Below are 22,398 nucleotides of genomic sequence, written 5' to 3'. Positions count from 1 at the left end.
ATCGACATCGGCACCAGCGGCGGTGATCAGGGCGGCAGGTTGATCGGGACGGGCACTTCGGAGCAGATCACGACCGGCCGAAGCCACACGGCCACTACCTACGTACCGCGCTCACCCGCTGATGCGGGCGGCGAGCACATTATTCCGAGATCCTGGGAGGAATTGTGACGATTCTAGTGACCGGCGCCACCGGCAACGTCGGCAAGGAGGTGGTCAAGCACCTCCTTGCGGCCGGGGCTCAGGTCCGCGCGCTGACCCGCGATCCGGACAAGGCTTCGTTCCCGCCGGAAGTCGAAGTCGTACAAGGTGATCTGTTGGAGCCGGAAACCATCCGGCCGGCGTTGGCCGGTGTCACGGCAATGCACCTGTTCTCCGTGCCGGAGACTGCGGCACAGGTCGTCGAGTTGGCGAAACAAGCCGGTGTCCGGCGGATCGTGGTGCTGTCCTCGGACGCTGTGACCGACAAGCACGATGACGGGTACCACCTGGTCGTCGAGAAGGCGGTGGAGAACTCCGGCCTGGAATGGACTCACGTGCGGCCTGGCGAGTTCGCGTTGAACAAGCGTGACAGCTGGTCGGAGCCGATCCGCCAGGGCCACGTCCGGCTGGCCTTCCCGGACGCCAAGGGCATGCCGGTACACGAGACCGACATCGGCGCGGTGGCCGCGGCGGCGCTGGTAAACGACGGTCACGCCGGCAAGATCTACCGGCCGACCGCGCCCGAGGCCACCACCCAACGCGAGCAGGTCATGGCGATCGCCAACGCCGTCGGCAAAGAAGTCACGATCGAGGTGATCACCCCCGAGCAGGAGAAGGAGGAGATGCTGCAGGTCGGCTGGCCGGTCGAGGTGATCGACTACCTTCACTCGTACTTCAAGACGTGGACGGATCACCCGCCTGAGGCGCGGCCGGACGTGGCCGAGGCGACCGGCAAGCGGGCGCACACACTCGCCGAGTGGGCTGCTGACCACGCCGACGACTTCAGGTAGGACAGCCTCGGTTATCGGGCCAGGTCCTCGAGTGTGTTGACCAGTTCCGCCATGGACGGCCGCTGCCGGCTCTCGGTCCGCAGTACGGCGGCACTCTCCCGGTAGCCGGCCACGTTCACCAGTCCCTCGACCATTGTCAGGAGGACGTCCCGCTCGGCCTCGTCGCCGGGCAGGTGGACGGCCGCTCCCGTGGCAGCCAGCCGGGATCCGGTCGTCGCCTGCTCGGTGGCGAAGGTGACCGCCAGTTGCGGCACGCCGGCCGCGACGGCTGTCATCGCGCTGCCAGATCCGCCATGGTGCACGACTGCGGCACAGCTCGGCAGCAGGGCGTGCAGCGGAAGGCGTTGGGCCACCCGCACATTGGATGGCGTCGCGCCGACCGTGGCCGCGTCCTGGGCGGTGGCCGTGACGACGACGTCGAAGCCGGTGCCGGCGAGCGCGTCGACCAGGTTCGGCAGCAGGTGGGTCGCCGGGCCGCAGACCGTGGACAACGCGGTCGACCACGTGATGCACACTCGAGGAGCGGGCGGCGGCTCCAGCAACCACGCCGGGGCCATCGCACTCCCGTTGTAGGGCACGAACCGTACGGGCAGGCGCTTGGCCCGAGTCGGCGGTTCGAGCGATGACGGGCACGGGTCGATAACGTACTCGATCATATCCGGCCCGAAGTCGACACCGTAACGCTCGAACGAGCCACTGAAGTCGGCCGGCAGCGGACGGACGTGCGCGGGCTCCTCGGTGCCGATCGGCCCCCACAGGCAGACGGCTGCGGGAATGTCGAGCACCCGGCCGATGAGTAGGGCCTCCAGGCTGGCGGGGTCCTGCAGCACGACGTCGGGACGCCACCGGCGTGCGTAGTCGACAGCAGCGTCGAAGCTGAGTGCCGTCCGCCTCGCCAACTCCGGCTCGACACGCCGCCGGTAGTCCGCGACGTCGAAGCCGGCGAGGCTGTCCAGCGGCTCGCCGGTGAGTGGGTGCAGCGGCAACCACGGATAGCGCCACGGTCCGTCGACCGCCTCCTGGTAGTGCTGGAGCCGATTGCGTACCTCGACGGTCATTCCGTCGAGAACAGGGACCGGGGTGAGCCCTGCTCTGCACAGCGGATCCACCTGGGACTGTGCGCACAAGACTCGAACGTCGTGCCCGAGCGCCTGCAGGGCCCAGCCGATCGGAACCATCGCTGCGTACTGAGTGGGCCACGACGATACCGCAAAAAGCACGCGCATCGATTGCTCACATTCCTGGTAGGTCAGTACGTCCTTTTACCCCAAGGCTCTTCGCTGCGTCGGCCAGTGCGGACCGGTCGAGATCACCCGGCCCCGGGCGGCCCGGCAACAGCGACACCACCGTGCTGCGGCCGGCCCGTACCGCCGGATGACGTCTGGCCAGCTGAGCCAGTCCCTGGCCGGGTCCGGTCTCCACGAGGACGACGTCGCGTTCGGCCAGCATCGCGTTCAGCGCGGGCCAGAACCAGATCGCTGCGGCCGGTTGGCGGGCCCAGTAGTTCGGGTCGGCCACGTCCTCATGCGTCAACGGAACCGCTGTGTAACAGGAATAGAGGGTGATCCGCGGCGGGGAGACCGGCAACTTGGCGATCGCTTCGGCCGCTCCCGCGGTGGCCGGCTCGAGCACCGGACTGTGGAACGGACTGAGCGAAGGAACCCGTCGACACGTGAAGTTCTGCGCCACCAGGGACTTCTCCACCAACGCGAGTGCCGGGTCCGGGCCGGCGAGCACGATCTGCCTCGGCGCGTTGACAGCACCGATGACGACGTCGCCGTCGAGGAAGGCCGTGACGTCCTCCCGCCGCGCAGCGACAGCGAGCATGCCGCCCGGCGGGCCGTCGGCCAGCCGGTGTATCCGGTCGAGCACGAGCCGGACCGCGTCACTCAGGCTGAACACGCCGGCCAGCGTGGCCCCGGCCACTTCACCGATGCTGTGCCCCAACAACGCTTCCGGCCGTAGACCCCAGTCGAGTACGACCTGCCCCAACGCGTAGTCGATAGCGAACAACAGGGGCTGTGAGCGGGTGACGTGGTCGAGGTCGACGAGTGGGTGCGGCGCGAGCCAGTCGGCCAGCAGGCGGGCGCCTTCCTCTCCCATCTCGGCGAACACCTCGTCCATAGCCGCGGTGAACACCGGGTCAGTCCGATACAGGCCGGTGGCCATGCCGGCGTGCTGGGATCCCTGGCCCGGCAACAACAACGCGATCGGTCGGCCCATCGGCCTCCTTCCCTTCCTCACCCGGCCCACGCCGGGCGGTCGAGTACCTCGACCACTGCGCACGAGAAGCTGTACCCGGCACCGACGCTCACCAGCATGCACGTGTGGCCCGTATCGAGCACGCCGCTGGTCACCAGATGGTCGAGGCCGGCGATAGGGTCGCCCGCGCCGAGGTGGCCGACAGCACGACTCCACGGCCAGGTGGTCCTCGCTGGGTCGATGCCGAAACTGCTGAAGAACGCTACCTTCAGCCGCCTGCGACCCACGTGCGGCAACACGATCCGGTCGATGTCGCCGAGTTCGAGATCTGCGGCGGCCAGGGCTTGCTTGATCACGCGTTCCTGAGCGGAACTCACCAACGAGACCGCGTAGGACACGCTGGTCCTGGCGAGAAAGGCACGCTTGCACACCTCGTAGTCGACCTGTGGCCGGTGCTCGAACGGCGTTCGCCCGAAGGGGTCGTCACCGCGGTTCATACCTTCCAGCTCCGGCACGGACAGGGTGACCAGGCTGCGTAGCCGCGCGAACCCGCCACGGCGGGACAGCACCAACGCCGTTCCGCCATCGGCGTACACGGTGCCGGGATCGCTGTGCCAGCGGTCGAAACCGGGCTGGCAGAACTTGTCTCCCGTGGTGATCAGGGCCGAGGAGCGCCCAGGATCGACGGCGAGGTAGGCGGAAGCCAGCTCCATCGCGGCCATCCCGCCGTTGGACATTTGGCGGACCTCCATGGCCGGGCAGTTGTTCCCCACCGCCTCCCGTTGCACGTAGGATGCTGGCGCCCACAGATCGTGGCCCTGGTAGAAAAAGCTGGCGTGCAATACCAGGTCGATGTCGGCGGCCGTTGAGCGGGCACGGGCCAACGCCGTCCTAGCCGCGCGGACGGCCATCTCCGGCGCGGACTCCTCGCCGGCCACCGCGACCGAGACCACGTCGGTGACCCGAGCCAGCGCTGCATCGAACCTGCCGGCGGCGACCACCTGCCCGGTGGGCACCCTCGGCGGCAACCACGTCCCCGTGCTGTCGATGTAGGGGAGTTCCACCGTCAGCTGCGGCCGACTTGCTGAACCGCGGCCACGAACTGGTTGAGCGTGCGCACCTCGGACAGTGCGTCGTCGGACAGTTCGACGCGGTACGTGCGCTTCACGATTGCGGCGGCCTCCATCAGTGCCAGGGAGTCGTACCCGAGGAGTTGGAGGTCCACATCCCCGATGTCGTCGCCGACGTCGACCGACGCCTCCTCGCCAGCGCATTCACGCATGATTTCGATCATTTCGGACAACGTGAGCTCGCTCATCCGTCTTCCCTTCTCCGGTTGCTGACGACCAGTGCGCTATTGAACCCCCCGTGCCCCCTGGCGAGTACTAGTGCGGCCGAGCCGGCGAACGGCCTCGGTCTTTCCCCGAGGACGACGTCGATGTCGTAGCAAGGTGTGACTCTCGTGGTCGGCGGGATGACTCCGTCACGCAGCGCCAGCAACGCCAGCACGACGTCGAGTGGGGCACCGCCGGAGTAGAGGCGACCGATCATGGTCTTGGGCGCGGTCACCGGCACGCCGTGTGGACCGAACATCTCGACGAGCACCTCCGCCTCGACACGGTCGAGCGGGGCGACGCCAGCCGCGTCGGCGAAAACCACCGCGATGTCGGCGGTGTCCAGCCCAGCGTCATCGAGCGCGACCTCGATCGCACGCCGGAGGTTGGGCGGCCGCCCAGAACCCGGCCGAGGGTCGAAGGTTGAGCCGTAGCCGGCTATCTCACCGTATATCCGCGCGTCACGCGCCCGTGCCCGCCGCTCGTCCTCGACCACGAGGATCGCTCCACCCTCACCCGGCACCTGTCCGTTGGCGTCCTTGTCGAACGGGAGGTACACACGGGCCGGCTCCTCCCGCGTGGACAGCTGGCCGCCGGCAACCTGAGCGGTCAGGCCGTACGGGCACAGCGTGGAGTCCATGCCACCGGTGAGCACCAGCGGGGTCCCGCTGCGGACCACCCGCCTGGCGTGGGCGATGGCGACGAGGCCACCCGCCTGTTCCGCCACGAACACCCCGGTGGGACCACGCATGTCGTGCCGGATAGAGATCTGACCGGTGTTGACCGCGTAGAACCACGCGAAGGACAAGTAGGCACTCACGTGGTCCGGCCCGTCACGCCACAGGTTCTGCAGCTCGCGCTGGCCGAGTTCGAGGCCGCCTGCCGCGCTGGCCGTGATCACCCCCATCTCCAGCGGGGACAACCGTGTGGTGTCGACGGCGGAGTCGGCGATCGCCCAGTCGGCGGCGGCGAGGGCGAACTGAGTCATCCGGTCGGTCTGCGGGATCAGCCTGCTCGGAATGTGCTTGCTCACGTCGAAGTCGAGTACCTCACCAGCCAGCTTGCTGGGATACGAGCCGGGGTCGAAGCGCCTGAACGGCCGGATCGCGTCCTCGCCACGCAGGGTCGCCGACCAGAAGGCTTCCGTGCCGAGCCCGTTGGGTGCCACGACCCCCAAACCGGTGACCACCGCTGCGGTCATCGAACTCTCGCATCCGTCAGCACCATCGCGCTCTGGAACCCGCCGAACCCGCTGGCCACCGTCAGCACGGTGGCCAGGTCCTGTTCGCGGCTGACCAACGGCACGTAGTCCAGGTCCAGCTCGGGGTCGGGATGGTGCAGGTTGGCGGTCGGCGGCACCACGCCGTGCTCGATCGCCAGCGCGCACGCGGCCACCTCGATCGCACCGACGGCGCCGAGCGAGTGGCCGATCACCGACTTGATCGAGCTCACCGGCACGGCATAAGCGTGCTCGCCGAGGCTGCGTTTGAAGGCAGCGGTTTCGTGCACGTCGTTCTGCCGGGTGGCCGTACCGTGCGCGTTGACGTAGTCGACGGCGGTCGGGTCGAGTTTGGCTCTGTCCAGCGCCGAGGTGATCGCGGCCGCCATCTCTCGCCCGTCCGGGCGCAGGCCGGTCATGTGGTGAGCGTTCCCGTGACAGGCGTAACCGCTGACCTCGCCGTAGACGTGTGCGCCACGTGCGCGCGCGTGCTCGAGCTCCTCCAGCACGAGGACGGCAGCCCCTTCGCCGAGCACGAACCCGTTGCGGGTCCGGTCGAATGGACGCGAGGCACTCCCCGCGTCGTCGTTGCGTGGCGACGTCGCCTTGATCGCGTCGAAACAGGCGACTGTGATGGGGGTGATCGGCGCCTCCGCACCGCCGGTGACCATGACGTCGACCGTGCCCTCCCGGATCAGCTGCCAGGCGTAACCGACGGCGTCGACTCCGGACGTGCACCCCGCCGAGACGATCGAGTTGGGTCCTTCCGCACCGACCAGCCACGCGACCTCGGCCGCCAGCGAGCTGGGGACGTAGTAGTCGTAGAGGTTGGGTGACGCGCGGCGGTGGTCGACCAACCACTGCCTTCCTTCGTCGCTGACCGCGCGATACTCCTGCTCGAGGCGCTGCGAACAGCCCACCGCGTTGCCGATGCTTACCCCGACCCGGTGCGCGTTGTCTGGCACGCACTCGAAGTTGCTGTCCGCCAGTGCCTCCCTGGTCGCGACGACAGCCAACTGGCCCACTCGGTCCAGCCGCTCGATGTCGTCCTCGGTGAGGCCTTCCTTACGCGGGTCGAAGTCACACTCTGCCGCGACCCTCGAGCGGAACGGCGTGGAGTCGAACGCCGTGATCAGCCTGGTCGCAGGCACACCGGACACGATGCGCTCCCACATCGCCTTTGTCCCGACATCGCCGGGGGCGACAACACCTATCCCGGTGATGGCGACACGACGTTCTCCCATGGCTGGCTCCCAGATCGTGCGCATCGATTGCTGAACTCACGATGGGCCGTCGCTCTAGAAATGGGCTAGAGGGATAACCGGACATCTGGTCGCCCTTGACCGTGGTCTGCGGTGATCGTGTCCGGCACGGTCCGGAAACCGTTGAAGTGCCGCTGTCAGAGCGTCTCTGGAGCGGACCCCGGTTGCTTTCCGAGCACGCCGGCCGACCATCTGGAAAGCCGATACTCACCGGCTAACGGAGGTAGCTGTGACCCGGGTGGCAGATCTCTCTGCATGTGGTGTCCCCGGAGGCGCTCTCCCCCGCGCTTCTACTCCACTGGTACCGCATCCGCATGACCGTCAGTAGGAACGGTTCGCGACCGGTCTGGGCCATGTCGACCGGTCCATGACCTGTGCTACCTCATCGGGCCCATCCCGGGCGAAATCGCTGGAGGGAAACATGCTAAGACGAATGCTCGTTGCCACAGCCGTAGCGCTCGGGGCCGCGCTGGTTGTGCCGGCGCCGGCAGTCGCCGCCGCTGAACAAGACAACAAGACGCCGCTCTCACTGTACGAGATCGTCGAAAAGCGCTCCGCTGACGCCCGCGCGATGCGCGCCTCAGTGGCTGTCAGCGAGAACACCCTGTACGCGTTGACGCCCAAACGTGACGCGATCTGGATGTTCGACGGTCAGAGCTGGTCGCAGATCGGCGGCCCAGCGGCCGAAATCCACGCCGGCGGCGGTTACGTCTACGCGACGAGCCCGACGACCGGCAAACTCTCCTGGTACGACCACGCGACGGCCACGTGGCTCGAGATCGGGGGCCCCTACGATCAGTACGCCGTGGACGACGTCGGAATCATCCAGGGGCTCGACAGCACCGGCATCTTCGAGTGGTGGGGCGGCGACGACTGGCGCAAGATCGGTGGCCCGGCGTCCTCGATCAGGTCCGGCGGCGTCGGCCTGCTCATCGCAACGAGCCTCACGACCAATGAACCCTACATCTACACGGGCCTGCCCTTCCTACCCTGGAACAGGATCGGTGGCCCCGGCGACGACTTCGTCATCACCAACGTCGGTTACGTCTACGGACAGAACAAGAGCGGGATCTACGCGTGGCGCGGCAACCTCGACTGGATCAAGGTGGGCGGCCCCGCCAAGAAGATGTACACCGGTGGGTACATGGTCGCCACGAGTCCGCACAACGGTGACGTCTACCGCTTCTTCGACGCCGAACTCCACTGGGAATACGCGGGAGGCCCTGGCGATCTGTTCTCCGTCGCCAACGACGGCACCCTGTACGGCCTGAACAAGAGCGGCATCTGGCGCAAGGTCCCTGGAGGCAGCGGCTGGACCAAGGTGGGCGGCCCTGCCGCCACCTTCGCCGTATAAGTCTCCGGCGATCCGAAGCCCCGGTGGTAGCCAACCGCCGGGGCTTCCCCATCAGCCCTACTCGATGAAATGCCCGATCACGAGGCAGCGAGACGGTGCCGGCGGCCCCGGGAAGACGGGCATCGGCAGCACACCGAGCGAGCCCCGGTCCATCACGTGGACGCTGCCGCCGGTACAGCCGCCGCACGAGAAGCTGCACACCGAACCGAACTCGTAGCGACCGCCGGACGGTCAGGAGCGCGAACTCTCGATCGGCACGGAGGCGGCGCCCTCGCGCCGCAACGCCTCGATCCGCGCCGTGGAGTAGCCCAGCTCACGCAACACAGCTTCCGTGTGCTCCCCCAGCTCGGGCACCGGGCCCATAGGCAGCTCAACTCCCGCGACCGTGAACGGCGGGAGCAACCCGCGCACGGCCCCTGAGGGCGTGTCCACCTGCCGCCAGCGGTCCCGCGCGGCCAGCTGCGGATGCGCCAGCACGTCCCCGATGTCGTTGACCCGACCGGTCGCGACTCCGACGGCGTCAAGGCACGCGACGAGCCGGTCGGCGGGCAGCCGCACGGTGTGCGCGGCGACCAGGGCGTCCACCGTCTCGCGGTGGTGCACACGCGCGACGTTCGTCGCCCACTCCGGATCGGTTGCCAGGTCGGGCCTGCCGAGAAAGTCCTCGGCGAACCGCGCCCACTCCCGGTCGTTCTGAACCCCGATCACGACGTCGACACCGTCCTGAGCGGGAAACGCGCCGTAGGGCACCACGCTGGGATGGGCAAGGCCCATCCTGGGCGGGGACTGCCCGGTCCCCTGGGTGTGGTAGAGCTGGTAGCCCATCCACTCGACGGTCGCCTCAAGCATCGAGATCTCGATGCCGGCGCCCTGCCCACTCACCGCCCGGCCCACCAGCGCGGCCAGGGTCGCGGTGAGTGCGTACATGCCCGCCGCGATGTCGGAGGCCGGCAGCCCCGCCTTCGTCCTGCTGTTCTCGGCGCCGGTGGCGGAGACCAGCCCGGCCTCGCACTGGATGAGCATGTCGTAGGCGCGCCGGGTGCGGTAGGGGCCGCTGACGCCGTACCCGGACATGTCGACCGTCACCAGTCGGGAGTGCCTGGCCCGCAGGTCGGCGGCGCCGAGGCCGAGCCGGCTGGCCGAACCCGGCGCGAGGTTCTGCAGGAACACGTCGGCCGTGGCGACGAGATCTGCGACGACCTGGCGGCCGCCGGGTGACTTCAGGTCCAGCGCCACCGACTCCTTGCCCCGGTTGAGCCAGACGAAGTGACTCGCCATTCCGTTGACGCTGGTGTCGTAGCCACGCGCGAAGTCACCGCCGTCCGGCCGCTCCACCTTGAGCACGCGGGCACCGAGGTCGGCGAGATGGCGCGTTGCGAGCGGCGCGGCCACCGCCTGTTCCAGCGCAACGACCGTGACGCCGGACAGTGGCAGGTCCACGCTGCCGGGTCGTTCGCTCTTCGGCACGGCAGGTCACCTCGTCTCTGGATCGAGCGCGACCGGGAGCGTGCTCATCCCGTACTTGTTGGGGTGGCGGTCCACGGTGAACCGGTCCGAGTCGGCTGAGACGGCCGGATCGCGGTTGCCGTCCACCTCGACGTCCTCGGTCGCTATCCGGCTTCCGTGCGGCGACGGGTCGGTCCAGCGCAGCGCCTCGTCGGCCGCGGTCGGCGGATCAGTCTCGCCCGCCTTGAGCGCCCGCCCAGGCACGGGGTGCTCGATCAACGTGGGAAGGCCACTGGCGATCGCGTGCCTGCCCGTCTCGTCGCCGCCGATGATCAGGCCGCAGCAGTTGGCCGGTACGTCGCGGTCGGTGAGCGGCGCGCCGCCGACCTGGCAGTTGGTGAAGCGGTCCTTGTCGCGGTAGACAACCATCGCCTCGGCATTGCGTGTGATCAGCCAGGACCCGGGCTGGTCTGTACGCTCCGGTCGCCGATGCAGTGCGGGCCGCGCACGCAGGTGGGGCCACAACGGTGCCGAGTCCCGCTTGGCGTGCAGCCGGGGGTCGGCGGGGTCTGACGAGTCGAGCTCTTCGGAGCTGACGGCGGTGCGGGTCATGGTCCGGGCCTTTCGCGACGGTAAGTGGGACAGCGCGGTGTAGATGTCGCCCGGCGGTCGCGGCCAGCACGGGTTCCCGAGCGGTGCCCACGCGGTCAACCCGATCTCGGTCGCGCGCCGCGGGCCGCGTTCGGCCAGGGCGGCAGCACCGGCGTGTTCCCCGACGACAATCACGACCTCCGCACCGACCACACCCTCTCTCTCCCGAGCATCGTGATCGCCAGGCTGGCCCACCGATTACCCATCCCCCAAGCTCTGGGCTCGAGCCGCCGTTTCAATCTCGTGAGGCCGCCGCCAGGCCATGTAACGGGCAGCGGTGGTGCGGGCATCCCCACCTTGACAGTCGCACCCCTTGCCCGAAAGAGAGATCGTTACGAGTGGCGAGCGCGATCCTGGCGGCCGCACCGAGCCGTAGGGACACCGATCCAATGGTCAGGACTTGCGCTGCGCGACCCAGAGGCCGTCCCGGACCGGCACGATCACACCGGCGAAGTCGGGGTCGTGGGCCAGTACGTCGTTCATGCGCCGCACGCCTGCCAGCTCGTTGGAGGGCTCGTCGACGTCGCCCGCGACGACACCGCCACCGCAGAAGGCGTTGTCGATCATGAGAATGCCGTTCACCTCGAGGTGCGACTTGGTGAGCCGCAGCAGCTCGGTCGCGAGCTTGGGGTCATTGCCAAAGTACCGGTGCTTCATGACGTCCTGGAAGATCAGGTCGTAGACGCCGAGGCTCGGCAGCAGCTCGAACAGGTCGCCGACGATGATCTCGACCCGGTCGGCGAACCCGGCGCGGTCGATGAATTCCGCCGCGCGTGCCGCACGCTCCGGGTCCAGCTCAATGCTGGTGACCTTGCCGCCTTCAGGCAGTGCGTGCGCGAGCCACAGTGCCGAGTAGCCGATCGCCGTGCCCAACTCGAGCACCCTCATAGCCCGCTCGCCGCACAGCGTGGCGAGCATCTGGACGATCGTGCCCTCCAGCCGGCCGATGATCGGGATGCCCTCACTCTCCGCAATTGTCTCGATTTCCGTCATGACGGCCTCGAGGCGTGGGGGCAGCTTCGCCGCACGCACCAGAGTGGTGGCGAAGACCTCCCTTGGGTCGGTGCTGTCCTGCGGGACGATGGGCAGCGAAGTGTCAATCATGGGCTCATCTCTTCCTACTAGTGCGTGTCGTCGTCTTTGGAATCAGTGGAAACGTACGAGTCAGTGATTCGGCCCCGCGCTCTCCGGGAGTTGGCGCACCTGGAGCTTGTCCAGCACGGCAGGCAAGGCCTCGGGAACCAGGGACGCGGTCCGCCAGGCGACGATCCCGTCAGGCCGGATGAGGCTGGCCCCGGACTCACCGATCCCGTAGCGGGTAACGAGATGCCTGTCAGGGTCGGTTTCCTCGAAGTCGGTGCCGACCACGACGGTGTCGACCCGGGCGTCCGCCCCCCGCCATCTCTCGTCCGCGGCGATCAACATCCACTCACCGAACATGTCTACTGTGGACATTCGGGATCCAGCGCGGGTGATCCAGACGTGGGGCGCCCGGAATCCCGGACGCCCACTGGGGCGCAACGGATCCTCGACGGTGGCTGGATCCGTGTCGTCGATCAGGACGGCTCCCGACCGGTACCGGAACCCGAGAAGCACCTCGGAGTAACCGACCCCGGCTGGAGTCTTGTCGATCAGGTGCGGCGCCATCCGGTTCGCGTAAACAGACATCGACTCGTCAACCACCAGGTGCGCCACCAACTTGCGTTCCGGTTCGTAGCTGTCCAACAACCCGGGGTCCGCCGTGCCCTTCACCACCGCGGCCAGCTTCCAGGCGATGTCGTAGCCGTCGCCGATCGCGGTGTTGCCGCCGAGCCCGCCGGTCGGAGGCGTGACCTTCGCGGCGTCCCCGACGAGGAAGACGCGGCCGTCCCGCCAGCGGTCAGCGATGTAGGCGGCCATCTCCCACTGCTGGATGTTCAGCAGCTTCGGCTCAAGGTCCGGCATGTTGACCGCGAGCCGGATCAGCTCGACACAGCGGGCCGGCGGGAAGTCCTCGGGCGACTCGCTCCGGTCGGGCGAGTACTCGACAAAAAACGTGTGCCGGTTCGGTTTGTCAGTCGGACCGAAGGTCCCGGTGAACGCCGGGTTCTGCAGGTAGTACCACCCGACCGAGCCCGGCGGCAGCACGGCGGACAGATCGGCCTCGAAAATGACCCCGACGAAGTGCGACAACACCCCCTGCCCATACCGGGAGATGCCGAGTCGCTCACGAACGGGGCTGTCCGGACCGTCCGCGGCAACCAGGTAATCCGCGTGCACGACGGACTCCTTGCCGGTCGTCACGTCACACACCACAGCGTTGACACCCGACGGGCCCTGCTCGAACGACACCAGCTCCGTGCGGTACCGGGCGACAGCGCCGTACTTCTCCGCCTGGGCCAGCAGAATCGGCTCCAGCTGGTCCTGTGCGAGAAAACCCCAGCCCTGCGGTGTACACGGCGCGGTCGCGGCAATCATGTCGTCGACGCTCTCGGCAAAGGTGTGCAACACCTTGCCGCCGACGCTTTCTGCGACCCTGATAGTGAAGTCGCCGTGCTGGCCGCGAAGGTCATTGGCCTGCTTGACCTGGTCGAGCACACCGCCGATTCGCAGCAGCTCCATGGTGCGCGGGTTCTGTCCGGCCGCCTTCGGATAGATCGAGGTGCCCGGGTGCTTCTCTACGATCAGGGTGCGAACCCCTCGCTTCGCGAGGAACATCGCCGCCGACAGCCCACCGAGTCCCGCACCGACGACGAGAACCTCCGCCGTGTCCGTCATGTCTCCTCCTGGCTAGTCAGTACGCCGACGAACAGTCCGCGGCCCGCGTGAAGTCCCTCGATGTAGTCGACAGTGAAACCAGCGGCGGCGAAGGCGGTCTCGTACTGCTGGCGGGTGAACAGGGTGATCCGGTGGTTCTCGACGAAGTGCCGGGCACCTGCCGCCGCGTCCGCCACGACGTAGTGCACGTTCATCCGGGACGCGCTGCCTTCCAACTTCGAGTGCGACACCCGGGAGATCGTCGTGCCGTCCACCTCGATCACCGTGCCGGAGACGTAGCCGTCGACGTAGTTCTCCAAGAACCACCATGGATCGACGGCGACGACGCCGCCAGGGGCCAGGTGCTTGGCGAACTGGGTCAGCGTGGTGCTCAGCTCCCCGGTGTCGGCCAGGTAGCCGATCGATCCGAACATGCAGCTGATCGCATCGAAAGTCCTGCCGAGCGCGAACTCACGCATGTCGCCGAGGTGCAGCACCGCCTGCGGCACGGCGGCCTTGGCGATTCGCAAGAACGGCTCGGAGATCTCCAATCCCTCGACATGGTCGAAGAGGGTGGCGAACGCCCGCAGATGTGACCCGGTGCCACAGGCGATGTCCAGTAGCGACGAGGCGGCCGGTTTGCGAGCCCTTACCTGCCTCGCCACCTCCTCCGCCTCCGCGAGGTAATTCTTGCCTCGGCCACGGTGGATGAGTTCGAACACCTCGGCGAGCTCGGCTCCGTACATAGGAAATCCTCCTACCGGAAGTACGATGCGTGGTCGGCCACCCACTCGGCGAAGGTGCGCGCGGGTACGCCGGTGACCTGTTGGACCGCCGTGGTGACGGGATCGGGGTTGGTGACGGCGATGGCGAAGTAGCCGAGGATCATCCGCACCGAGTCCTCCGGCAGGTACTGGATCATCTCTGCGTGCTTTTCCTCCGGCGTCATCTCCTCGAACCGGATGTCGCGACCGATCTGGTCCGCGATGGTGCGTACCTGCTCGACCTGGGTGATCGCCTCCGGCCCGGTGATGGTGTACCGGCCGCCGGCGTGCCCGTCCTCCAGCAGGGCGGTGACGGCGACGGCGGCGATGTCCGCTTCGTGGACAAGGGCCTGCGCCGCATTCGGATACGCGGCCCTGACCACCCCCTCGGTCGTGATGGAATGCGCCCAGAACAACGTGTTACTCGCGAACGCGACGGGTCGCAGGAACGTCCATTCGACGTCGCTCTCCGCCACGGCGTTCTCCACCGCCAGGTGGTCGTCGATGCTGTCTCCGGCGATCTCGTACCGCGTGTTGACCGCGTCGGAAGACAGCACGACGATCCTCCGTACCCCGGCACGCACCGCGATGTCGACGCACTCCTTGGCAGTGTCGGGCACCGGGAACAGATACATCCGGTCCACGCCGGTCAGTGCGGGCCGCAGCGAGTCCGGCCTCAGCAGATCACCGTTGACCACCTCGACGTCGGCCGGAAGACTGGCTGCGGGATTCCGGGACAGCGCCCGGACATTCGCGCCTCTGGCCAGCAACTGGTCGACGACGTGCCGGCCAACCGTTCCGGTCGCCCCGGTCACCAGGATCGTCACTTCATGCCCTCCTCGGAAGTGGCCGGCGGGTACATCCATGTCATCGGATGGATGTCACGGGGAATCCAGGCTGCAGAGGCCTGCTCGGCGTTCACGCTCTTCTCGACGAAGGCGATGTTGTGGTAGAAGTGCAGGCCGCCGATCATCCTGTCCTTTGCGGATGAGGTGCCGCCGGTGTACTCCTGGTGATGCAGCGAGTCCACCAGCGTCTTGAGGAATCCCAGCGACGTGCCGGGATCGTCGAGGTCGGTGGTGCCGCCGTTCCAGCCCGGCCAGTACGAGGTCTGCAGGTCTTCGATCACGTACAGGCCCCCGGGACGCAACAGCGGGAACAGGGTCTGAAAGGAGAGGATCACGTCGGCGCTGAGGTGGCTGCCGTCGTCGATGACGATGTCGAGTGGGCCGATCCGGCCGGCGAGCTCGGTGAGGAACCCCGCGTCCGCCTGGGATCCCTTGATCGTCCGTAATCGCGGCTCGTCAAGGCTCGACTTGTCGAAGAGGTCGAGGCCGTGGATCAGGCCACGGCGGAAGTAGTACTTCCACATCCGCAGCGACTCGCCGCCCTGGTCCGGGGCGTCGTACCCGCCGACACCGATTTCAAGCAGCCGTACCCTGCGGTTTCGGTACTGCTCGAAATGCCGGCCGTAGTGCGGGGTGTACCAGTGATCGGCCCACTTGTCCGACCCAAAGCGCAGGGCCAACGTGTCCAGGTCTAGCCGTTCCGGCGAGCACGCCTTGAGCACTTGGTGCAGGGCCACGGCCGCTGCCCGCCGCTCCGCCAGCACGGCACCCGGGTCGATGGTCTGCGGCGCTGGGCCGTCCATCAGCTCGACCTCACGGGTGGCGTGTTCACCGCCGTCCGGTCCGAACACGGCCCTGACGAGCTCGCTGAGTTCCTGACGTACCGTGGCGGGAGGGTCCGGTAACCACCCTGGTTCCACTGTGGGAATGCCGGGGCCGAGGGTGACCAGGTAGCCGAGCCGCTCGTCCGCCATTCCGAGGTCGAACTGGACGGTGACCCGGGAGTCCGGACCGTCGAACAGCGCAGCTCGCGACACCACCTCGGTCAGCACGGACAGGGCGTCCGCGGCGCTGACCGCAGCCCTCGTGTCCTCCTCGACCCCGTCCGCGAACCTCAGCAGCTTCTCCACCGTTCTCCCCTCCGAGGTCGTACGGCCGATGTTTGCCGGGTTGACTCGGAAACCATTTGAGAACCGGTAGGTGCGGCTGTTGCGAGCGGGATTCGATCCGGGCGGAGAAGGGTGGGGTGCCGACGGTGTTCGACCAGTGGCAAGCAATCAGGAGGAAAAATGACGATCTTGGTGACCGGTGCGACCGGGAGCGTCGGCCGCAAGGTAATCGACCAGCTGATGGCGGCGAACGAACACGTGCGGGCTTCCAGCCGTAACCCCGCCACCGCGGGACTGCCTGCCGGCGTCGAGGTGGTTGCGGGTGATCTCGGCCGGCTGGAGACGTTGCCCGCCCTGTTCGACGGCGTCGAGAAGATGTACCTGATCTCGATCAACGGTGACCGCGTGCTGGACGCTCCCGATGAGGTGATCGACCTCGCCAAGCAGGCAGGGGTGCGGCGGGTCGTGTCGCTGTCGTCCTCCGGCCGGCCGTACTTTTCGGTGGAGCAGGCGATCGAGGCATCCGGTCTGGAGTGGACCCATGTGCGGCCCGGTGAGTTCGCCACGACAAAGATCGACGTGTGGGCGCCGACCATTCGTGCGGAAGGCGTTGCGCGCAGTGCCTACCTCGACGTGCCCACCGTCCCCATCCACGAGGCGGACATCGCCAGCGTGGTGGTCACCTCGCTGATCGAGGACGGCCACGCCGGCCGGATCTACGAGCTGACGGGCCCGGTGCAGATCACGCAGCGCGAACAGATCCAGGCCATCGGCGAGGCGATTGGCAAGCGGATTGTCATCGAGGAGCTCAGCCCGGCCGAGGCCCGAGCGAACATGATCCGGGAAGGCTGGCCGGAGATTATCGCTGACCACATCCTCGGCTACTTCGTCGAGTGGGAGCTGGAGCCACCGGTGGCCACCACGACCGTCCTCGACGTCACCGGCAGGCCGGGCCGCACGTTCGCCGAGTGGGCGGTCGACCACGCGGACGACTTCCGCTGATCTTGTTTTTTCGTCAGCAGTCGATCACGGGACGGCGTGTCTTTGATCGTCCGGGTGATGGTTTCGGGTGGCGAGCACGATGATGTCCCGACGCGTTGGTCGGGGTCCACAGCAGCCCGGCGACGCCCCAACCATCAGCAGTGGTATCGATCTTCGGACGTGACCCGGTGGCCTTCACCCTGAAAAGTGCCCTCCGTGACGGGATGGAACAGGACCCTCGACAAGTCCTACCTTCCCAGACCAGAGGGCACATTCACGTTCTCGGCGCGCCGCCTCCAGTCACCCTTCAAGAAGGCGCGAGGCCAACAAGCTCGGCAAGGACCTCTTCGGGACGCCGGCAAACGGTCCTACAATCGAATTCGACCGGGCAAGGCGAATGTCGCTGTCGCTGACATTCGATGCAGCGATCCCAGTTCCGACCTCGTACGCAGACCATTCGACCGGGTTTACCGGCATACGCACAGGATGCCTCTGACCTGCACGTATACCGAGGTCCTGATAGTATTTTTCCGGCGTTGTCAAGCCCATCCCCACATAAATTTCTATGTGCGAGCCGCTAAGGTTCCGGTGTACGGTGTAGGCACTTTGAGCCCTTGCCGAATATTCGGATCCCGGGCCAGGGAGACCCGCTGGTAGCCGCCACGCTGGCAGCTGCCCGGATATTCGAGTTGACGACCACCTTTATGAGGAGTGAACGTGGAATCGCAGTCAGCTTTGGCAATAGAGACCGAAGAGCTGACCAAGCTCTTCGGCAAGGTCCGCGCGGTGGACGGGGTGAACCTGGCCGTGCCGCCCGGCATGGTCTACGGCTTCCTCGGCCCCAACGGCGCCGGCAAGACCACCACGATCCGCACCCTCGCCACCCTGCTCAAGCCGGACGGCGGTAGGGCACGGGTGTTCGGGCGCGACGTGATGAAGGAGGCCGAGGAAGTTCGTAAGCTGATCAGCCTGACCGGCCAGTTCGCCTCGGTCGACGACGCACTTACCGGCGCCGAGAACCTCGTGATGGTGGCCCGCCTACTCGGCCACTCATGGTCGGGGTCCCGCAAGCGGGCAGCCGAGCTACTCGAGGCATTCGGGATCGAGTACGCCGCCGACCGGCTGGTGAAGACATATTCAGGCGGCATGCGGCGCCGGCTGGACATCGCGGCGAGCATCATCGTCTCACCCAAGCTGCTGTTCCTCGACGAACCGAGCGCAGGGCTCGATCCCCACGCACGCAACCAGGTCTGGGAGGCCGTCCGGGCGCTGGTGACGGTCGGCACCACGGTCCTGCTGACCACGCAGCAGCTGGATGAGGCCGACTCGCTAGCCGACCGGATCGCGGTCATCGACCACGGCAAGATCATCGCTGAGGGCAGCCCGAGCGAGCTGAAGGCCTCGGTCGGCAACGGCGCGGTGCACGTGCGGTTGTTCGACGCCGAAGAACGGACCCGCGCCGGCGAACTGCTCGGCAAGGCGTTCGACGCGCCGGTCGAGTTCGACCGCGACCCGGTGGTTCTTTCGGTCCGGGCGAACGACCCGGAGCAGGTCGCACATGCGCTGATCGGTCTGTCGAGGGCCGGCATCCGGATCACCGAGTACTCACTCGGCCAGCCGAGCCTCGACGAGGTTTTCCTGGCCCTCACCGGCCACAAGGTCGACGCCGACCACAGCCCGGCCGCTGACCCAACCTCGTACGAGGACGGCAAGGAGAAGGAGCACGTCGGATGAGTGCTCCCGCCAAGCACAGCGCAGCCAGCACGTTCAGCCCGTCCGAGGACGGCAGAAAGAAAGGGTACCTAGCATGAGCGCCGCCACGGACGAAACCATCACCGAGCCCCGGCCCATCGCCGAGAATGTTCTGCGTGGGGCACTGGCGGTCCAGCGCAGGCCGTCGCGTCCCGGCCCGCTGTCCGCCTCTCTCACCTTCCTGTGGCGGGCTGCCGCCACCTTCCGGCACCATCCGGCGCAGCTGGTCGACATGATCCTGTTCCCGTTCATCTTCCTGCTGGTGTTCACCAACCTGTTCGGCGGCGCGATCGGCGGCTCGACCAGGGACTACCTGCAGTTCTTCCTGCCGGGCATCCTGGTCCAGACCGTGGTGATGATGTCGGTGTACACGGGGACCGCCCTGAACACCGACATCACCAAGGGAATCTTCGACCGGTTCCGCACCCTGCCGTTCTGGCAGCCGGCCACCATCGTCGGCAGCCTGCTGGCGGACATGGGGCGCTACCTCGTCGCGCTGACCCTGACGATCACGTGCGGCGTCCTGCTGGGCTTCCGGCCGGAGAGCGTGCTCGGCTCGATTGCGGCGGTGGGGATGCTGATCGTCTTCGCCTTCGGCGTAAGCTGGATCTTCACTACCATCGGCGTGGTTGCCAAGGCGCCGGAAACGGTCGCCTCGACCAGCATGATCGTGGTGTACCCCTTGGTCTTCGCCAGCAACATCTTCGTGCCGACCGAGTCGATGCCGGGCTGGATGCAGGCGGTCGCGAATGCCAACCCGATGAGCCACGCGGCCACCGCCGCCCGCGGCCTGATGCACGGCACCGTCACCGCTGAGCAGCTCGCCTGGGCATTCGGGCTCTCCGCGGCGCTGATCGCGATCTTCGCTCCACTGACCATGCTGGCCTACCGCAAGCGCAAGGACCGCTAAAACACGGCTTCGCCGCATCGATGTGGGCATCGGTACGGCGAGAGTCCGTTCAGCCCCCTACCGGGCGCTGTCCTTGTAGATGACGTTGGTCAAAACCTTCTTCAACAGGTCCCAGATACGGGTTGACGTGCTTGAAAGCCAGCATGCCCTGAGAGGCGCGCTTGGGTCACTGGATGTCCCAAGCGCGCCTTTTCAGCGGAACGCGGGCAAGCCGGTGACCGCGTGGCCGATGCTGAGCGTGTGAACCTCCTCGGTGCCCTCGACGGTGGTAACAGCCTCCAGGTTGGCCATGTGCCGCATCACCGGGTAGTCGAGGGTGATCCCGTTGGCGCCAAGCATGCCGCGTGCGATGCGGGCGACCTCGATCGCCGACCGCGCGTTGGCGAGCTTGCCGAGGCTGATCTGCACAGGCGTCAGTCGTCCCGCCTGCTTGAGGCTGGTCAGCCGCAGCGCCGTCATCCCGGCGTGGGTGACCGCGACCGCCATGTCCGCGAGCTTGCGCTGGGAGAGCTGGTAGGAGGCCAGCGGCCGGCCGAACTGCTCGCGACCACCCACGTAGTCGAGCGCGCTGGCGTAGCAGGAGCGGGCGGCGCCGACCACGCCCCACACGATGCCGAAGCGGGCCTCGTTCAGGCACGACAGCACACTTTTCAGTCCGCGTGCTCCGGGAAGCAGCGCGGAGGACGGCACCCGGACGTCGTCGAGCACGATGGTAGCCGTGTTCGAGGCACGCAACGACAGCTTGCCGGTGATCTCGCGTGCGGTGAACCCCGGCGCGTCGGTGGGCACCAGGAACCCGAGGATGCCCTCCTCCGCACGCGCCCAGATCACCGCGACGTCGGCGATGGCACCGTTGTTGATCCACGTCTTGGTGCCGGACAGCACCCAGTCGACGCCGTCGCGGCGGGCGGACGTGCGCATCGACCCCGGGTCGGAGCCGGCTTCCGGCTCGGTGAGGCCGAAACACCCGAGCACCTCGCCCGTGGCCATCGCCGGCAGCCATGCCTGCCGCTGCTCTTCGCTACCGTAGCGGTGGATCGCGAACATGGCGAGGCAGCCCTGGACCGACACGAAGCTGCGCAGCCCCGAGTCCACCGCCTCGAGCTCGCGGCAGGCGACGCCGTAGGCGCCTGCCGAGAGCCCGGGGCACCCGTACCCGTTCAGTTGCATGCCGAACAGGCCGAGCGCGCCGAGCCCCTTCGCCACGTCGCGGGGCAGCGTCCCGCGTTCGTACCAGTCGGCGATCCGCGGTCCCAGTTCGGTCGTGGCATAGGCGCGCACGGTGTCACGCGTGTTCCGTGCCTCGTCGCCCAACTCGTCGTCGAGATCGAGCAGATCGTGCTTTTCGAACCTCGCCCCTGTGTTCGCCATTGAAGTCATCTCACGATCACCACTCCATGCATGGGTTCTCTCGGTCGGCCGTCGGCCAGGTCCCGTGCTCGTGTGCCCCGGCAGCCTCCGCCCACCGGCTCGCCAACTGCACGTGGTCCGGCGCCCCGCACTCGTCGTGCATCGCCCGCCTGGCGGTCTCGAGTCCGGACAGACGGGTTCCCCCGATGACTTGGCCTAGCACCGCGTCACGCCGCGGTGCTGGGCCGTCAGGTGTTCCAGCTTCTCGACGGTCTCAACCGGGCTTGGGGTACTCGCCATCGCATCTCGCAGGTTGGCCGCTCCCGTGGCGAACGACGGCTCGGTCAGGACGCGCACGAGTTTCTCCCGCAAGCCTGCCACCGTCAGCTGGAACGACGGGATGTGCAGTCCCGCGCCCAGTTCCTCGAGCCGCTGGGCGCGGTAGATGGCGTCCCACATCCAACCCATCGCGACCTGGGGGACGCCGTAGGCCGCCGCTGTCGCCCACGTTCCCGCGCCGCCGTGGTGGACGATCGCCGAGCAGCTCGGCATGAGCGCGGCCAGGGGGACCCGGTCCACGACCCTGGTGTTGTCCGGGATCTTCCGGACGCCGTCGAGTTCCTTCTCGCCGAGCAGGGCCACCACCTCGATGTCGAGGTCCTCGATTGCGTCGAACAGGTCAGCCACCTTCACCGCGTTGGGGAACTCCGTCTGGCGAATCGTCTCTCCCAGGGTGAAGCACACCCTGGGTCGGTCAGGTGCCTGCCACAGCCATTCGGGGACCACTGCTGGTGTCGGACCGTTGTAGGGCAGATAACGCATCTCGACCGTGGGCAGGCCGAGGGGCAGCCGCACGCCGGCGGGCATCTGGTCGATGGTCCACTGGCCGGTCACGACCTCCTCGTCGAACTCGCAGCCGTGCTGCTCCAGCACGAGCGTCAGCCATTCCGCGAGCGAGTCGTCGTGGCGCTCTGGTGACTTCGTCAGATGTTCCAGGAACACCTTGCGCACGCCGTAAAAAATGTCCGGAAAGGACAGGATACGGGCGTGTGCGGCACCGGTCACCCTGGCCGCGACCGCGCCAGCGAAGGTGAACAGCTCCCAGATGACCAGGTCCGGCTTCCAGTGCCTGGCGTATTCCACCAGGTCGTCCATCATGGACTCGTTGTTGATCTGCATGTAGTAGGTCGCGTTCAGCATCGAGTTGGACGCGATGTGGAAGTCGAGGTTCAGCAGCTCCGGTCGGTGTTCGAGGAAGTCGGGGTTGGAATGGAGTGCGTACATGGCGGGGCCCACGTTCTGCAGGACCTCGCGCATCATGGGGTTCGTACCGACCGGTACCGCGGTCAGGCCAGCCGAGGTGATGCTGTTGGTCAAGGCCGGCTGACTCGCCACCCGCACGTCGTGCCCGGCAGTCCGCAGTGCCCAGGCAAGTGGCACCACACCATTGAAATGTGCGTCCATCGCGAAGCATGTGACCAGGACTCGCAT

General features: G+C 67.3%; 20 protein-coding genes. 5 read left to right on the top strand and 15 right to left on the bottom strand.

Annotation, left to right across the window (positions count from 1 at the left end):
- The first annotated feature begins 176 nt into the window (after positions 1 to 176).
- Positions 177 to 989 (top strand): SDR family oxidoreductase, encoded by an 813-nt coding sequence (locus ACGFIK_RS14355; RefSeq protein ID WP_393339590.1) that lies wholly within the window; start codon positions 177 to 179, stop codon positions 987 to 989.
- Positions 990 to 1,000: 11 nt separating this feature from the next.
- Here the strand turns inward: ACGFIK_RS14355 and ACGFIK_RS14350 are convergent, their stop codons facing one another.
- The 6 genes from ACGFIK_RS14350 to ACGFIK_RS14325 all read right to left on the bottom strand — a co-directional run bounded on the left by ACGFIK_RS14350 (position 1,001) and on the right by ACGFIK_RS14325 (position 6,988).
- The gene (locus tag ACGFIK_RS14350) at positions 1,001 to 2,047 is read right to left on the bottom strand and encodes a nucleotide disphospho-sugar-binding domain-containing protein (RefSeq protein ID WP_327026568.1); all 1,047 of its coding nucleotides are present in this window, start codon (positions 2,045 to 2,047) and stop codon (positions 1,001 to 1,003) included.
- A gap of 175 nt (positions 2,048 to 2,222) precedes the next feature.
- Positions 2,223 to 3,212 (bottom strand): acyltransferase domain-containing protein, encoded by a 990-nt coding sequence (locus ACGFIK_RS14345; RefSeq protein ID WP_327026569.1) that lies wholly within the window; start codon positions 3,210 to 3,212, stop codon positions 2,223 to 2,225.
- A 17-nt stretch (positions 3,213 to 3,229) separates the two neighbouring features.
- On the bottom strand, positions 3,230 to 4,255 hold the full coding sequence (locus tag ACGFIK_RS14340; RefSeq protein ID WP_327026570.1) for a ketoacyl-ACP synthase III family protein: 1,026 nt from the start codon (positions 4,253 to 4,255) through the stop codon (positions 3,230 to 3,232).
- A 2-nt stretch (positions 4,256 to 4,257) separates the two neighbouring features.
- Positions 4,258 to 4,509, bottom strand: coding sequence for a phosphopantetheine-binding protein (locus ACGFIK_RS14335; RefSeq protein WP_327026571.1), 252 nt, complete (start codon positions 4,507 to 4,509; stop codon positions 4,258 to 4,260).
- Positions 4,506 to 5,726, bottom strand: a complete 1,221-nt coding sequence (locus ACGFIK_RS14330; protein WP_327026572.1) for a ketosynthase chain-length factor — start codon at positions 5,724 to 5,726, stop codon at positions 4,506 to 4,508. Before ACGFIK_RS14330 ends, ACGFIK_RS14335 begins: the two co-directional genes overlap by 4 nt.
- A complete protein-coding gene (locus ACGFIK_RS14325; RefSeq protein WP_327026573.1) occupies positions 5,723 to 6,988 on the bottom strand; it encodes a beta-ketoacyl-[acyl-carrier-protein] synthase family protein in 1,266 nt (421 codons plus the stop codon). The genes ACGFIK_RS14330 and ACGFIK_RS14325 overlap by 4 nt, the downstream gene beginning before the upstream one ends.
- A gap of 451 nt (positions 6,989 to 7,439) precedes the next feature.
- Here ACGFIK_RS14325 and ACGFIK_RS14320 point away from each other — a divergent pair, with 451 nt between their 5' ends.
- Positions 7,440 to 8,360: a hypothetical protein gene (locus ACGFIK_RS14320; protein ID WP_327026574.1), complete on the top strand. Its 921-nt coding sequence runs from the start codon at positions 7,440 to 7,442 to the stop codon at positions 8,358 to 8,360.
- Between the two features lie 231 nt (positions 8,361 to 8,591).
- On the opposite strand, the gene ACGFIK_RS14315 is transcribed toward ACGFIK_RS14320, so the two are convergent.
- From ACGFIK_RS14315 to ACGFIK_RS14285, 7 genes are all read right to left on the bottom strand, one after another.
- Positions 8,592 to 9,827, bottom strand: a complete 1,236-nt coding sequence (locus tag ACGFIK_RS14315; RefSeq protein WP_327026575.1) for a CaiB/BaiF CoA-transferase family protein — start codon at positions 9,825 to 9,827, stop codon at positions 8,592 to 8,594.
- Positions 9,828 to 9,833: 6 nt separating this feature from the next.
- Positions 9,834 to 10,610 (bottom strand): hypothetical protein, encoded by a 777-nt coding sequence (locus ACGFIK_RS14310; RefSeq protein ID WP_327026576.1) that lies wholly within the window; start codon positions 10,608 to 10,610, stop codon positions 9,834 to 9,836.
- A 240-nt stretch (positions 10,611 to 10,850) separates the two neighbouring features.
- A complete protein-coding gene (locus ACGFIK_RS14305; protein ID WP_327026577.1) occupies positions 10,851 to 11,561 on the bottom strand; it encodes an O-methyltransferase in 711 nt (236 codons plus the stop codon).
- 60 nt (positions 11,562 to 11,621) lie between these two features.
- Positions 11,622 to 13,214 (bottom strand): aklavinone 12-hydroxylase RdmE, encoded by a 1,593-nt coding sequence (gene rdmE, locus ACGFIK_RS14300; RefSeq protein WP_327026578.1) that lies wholly within the window; start codon positions 13,212 to 13,214, stop codon positions 11,622 to 11,624.
- Positions 13,211 to 13,939, bottom strand: a complete 729-nt coding sequence (locus ACGFIK_RS14295; RefSeq protein WP_327026579.1) for a class I SAM-dependent methyltransferase — start codon at positions 13,937 to 13,939, stop codon at positions 13,211 to 13,213. The genes rdmE and ACGFIK_RS14295 overlap by 4 nt, the downstream gene beginning before the upstream one ends.
- 11 nt (positions 13,940 to 13,950) lie before the next feature.
- Entirely contained in the window at positions 13,951 to 14,784 is an 834-nt protein-coding gene (locus ACGFIK_RS14290; RefSeq protein ID WP_327026580.1) for an NAD(P)H-binding protein, read from the bottom strand.
- On the bottom strand, positions 14,781 to 15,935 hold the full coding sequence (locus tag ACGFIK_RS14285) for a class I SAM-dependent methyltransferase (protein ID WP_327026581.1): 1,155 nt from the start codon (positions 15,933 to 15,935) through the stop codon (positions 14,781 to 14,783). The genes ACGFIK_RS14290 and ACGFIK_RS14285 overlap by 4 nt, the downstream gene beginning before the upstream one ends.
- Before the next feature lie 159 nt (positions 15,936 to 16,094).
- Between ACGFIK_RS14285 and ACGFIK_RS14280 the strand changes: the two genes are divergently transcribed.
- The 3 genes from ACGFIK_RS14280 (at position 16,095) to ACGFIK_RS14270 (ending at position 19,557) form a co-directional block, all read left to right on the top strand.
- Positions 16,095 to 16,916 (top strand): NAD(P)H-binding protein, encoded by an 822-nt coding sequence (locus ACGFIK_RS14280; protein ID WP_327026582.1) that lies wholly within the window; start codon positions 16,095 to 16,097, stop codon positions 16,914 to 16,916.
- A 690-nt stretch (positions 16,917 to 17,606) separates the two neighbouring features.
- Positions 17,607 to 18,629 carry an ATP-binding cassette domain-containing protein gene (locus ACGFIK_RS14275; protein ID WP_327026583.1) on the top strand — a complete coding sequence of 341 codons (1,023 nt, stop codon included), beginning with the start codon at positions 17,607 to 17,609 and terminating at the stop codon, positions 18,627 to 18,629.
- Positions 18,630 to 18,702: 73 nt separating this feature from the next.
- Complete coding sequence (locus tag ACGFIK_RS14270; RefSeq protein ID WP_327026584.1) at positions 18,703 to 19,557, top strand: ABC transporter permease; 855 nt, start codon at positions 18,703 to 18,705, stop codon at positions 19,555 to 19,557.
- A 192-nt stretch (positions 19,558 to 19,749) separates the two neighbouring features.
- Here ACGFIK_RS14270 and ACGFIK_RS14265 read toward each other — a convergent pair whose 3' ends face one another.
- Entirely contained in the window at positions 19,750 to 20,937 is a 1,188-nt protein-coding gene (locus ACGFIK_RS14265; RefSeq protein ID WP_327026585.1) for an acyl-CoA dehydrogenase family protein, read from the bottom strand.
- A 186-nt stretch (positions 20,938 to 21,123) separates the two neighbouring features.
- Positions 21,124 to 22,398 (bottom strand): activator-dependent family glycosyltransferase, encoded by a 1,275-nt coding sequence (locus ACGFIK_RS14260; RefSeq protein WP_327026586.1) that lies wholly within the window; start codon positions 22,396 to 22,398, stop codon positions 21,124 to 21,126.

The sequence above is a fragment of the Micromonospora sp. NPDC048871 genome (assembly GCF_043198155.1).
In the GTDB taxonomy this organism is placed as follows: Bacteria; Actinomycetota; Actinomycetes; order Mycobacteriales; family Micromonosporaceae; genus Micromonospora.
Note: the sequence above shows the minus strand (reverse complement) of the source record. Positions and strands in the feature narration are given on the sequence as shown.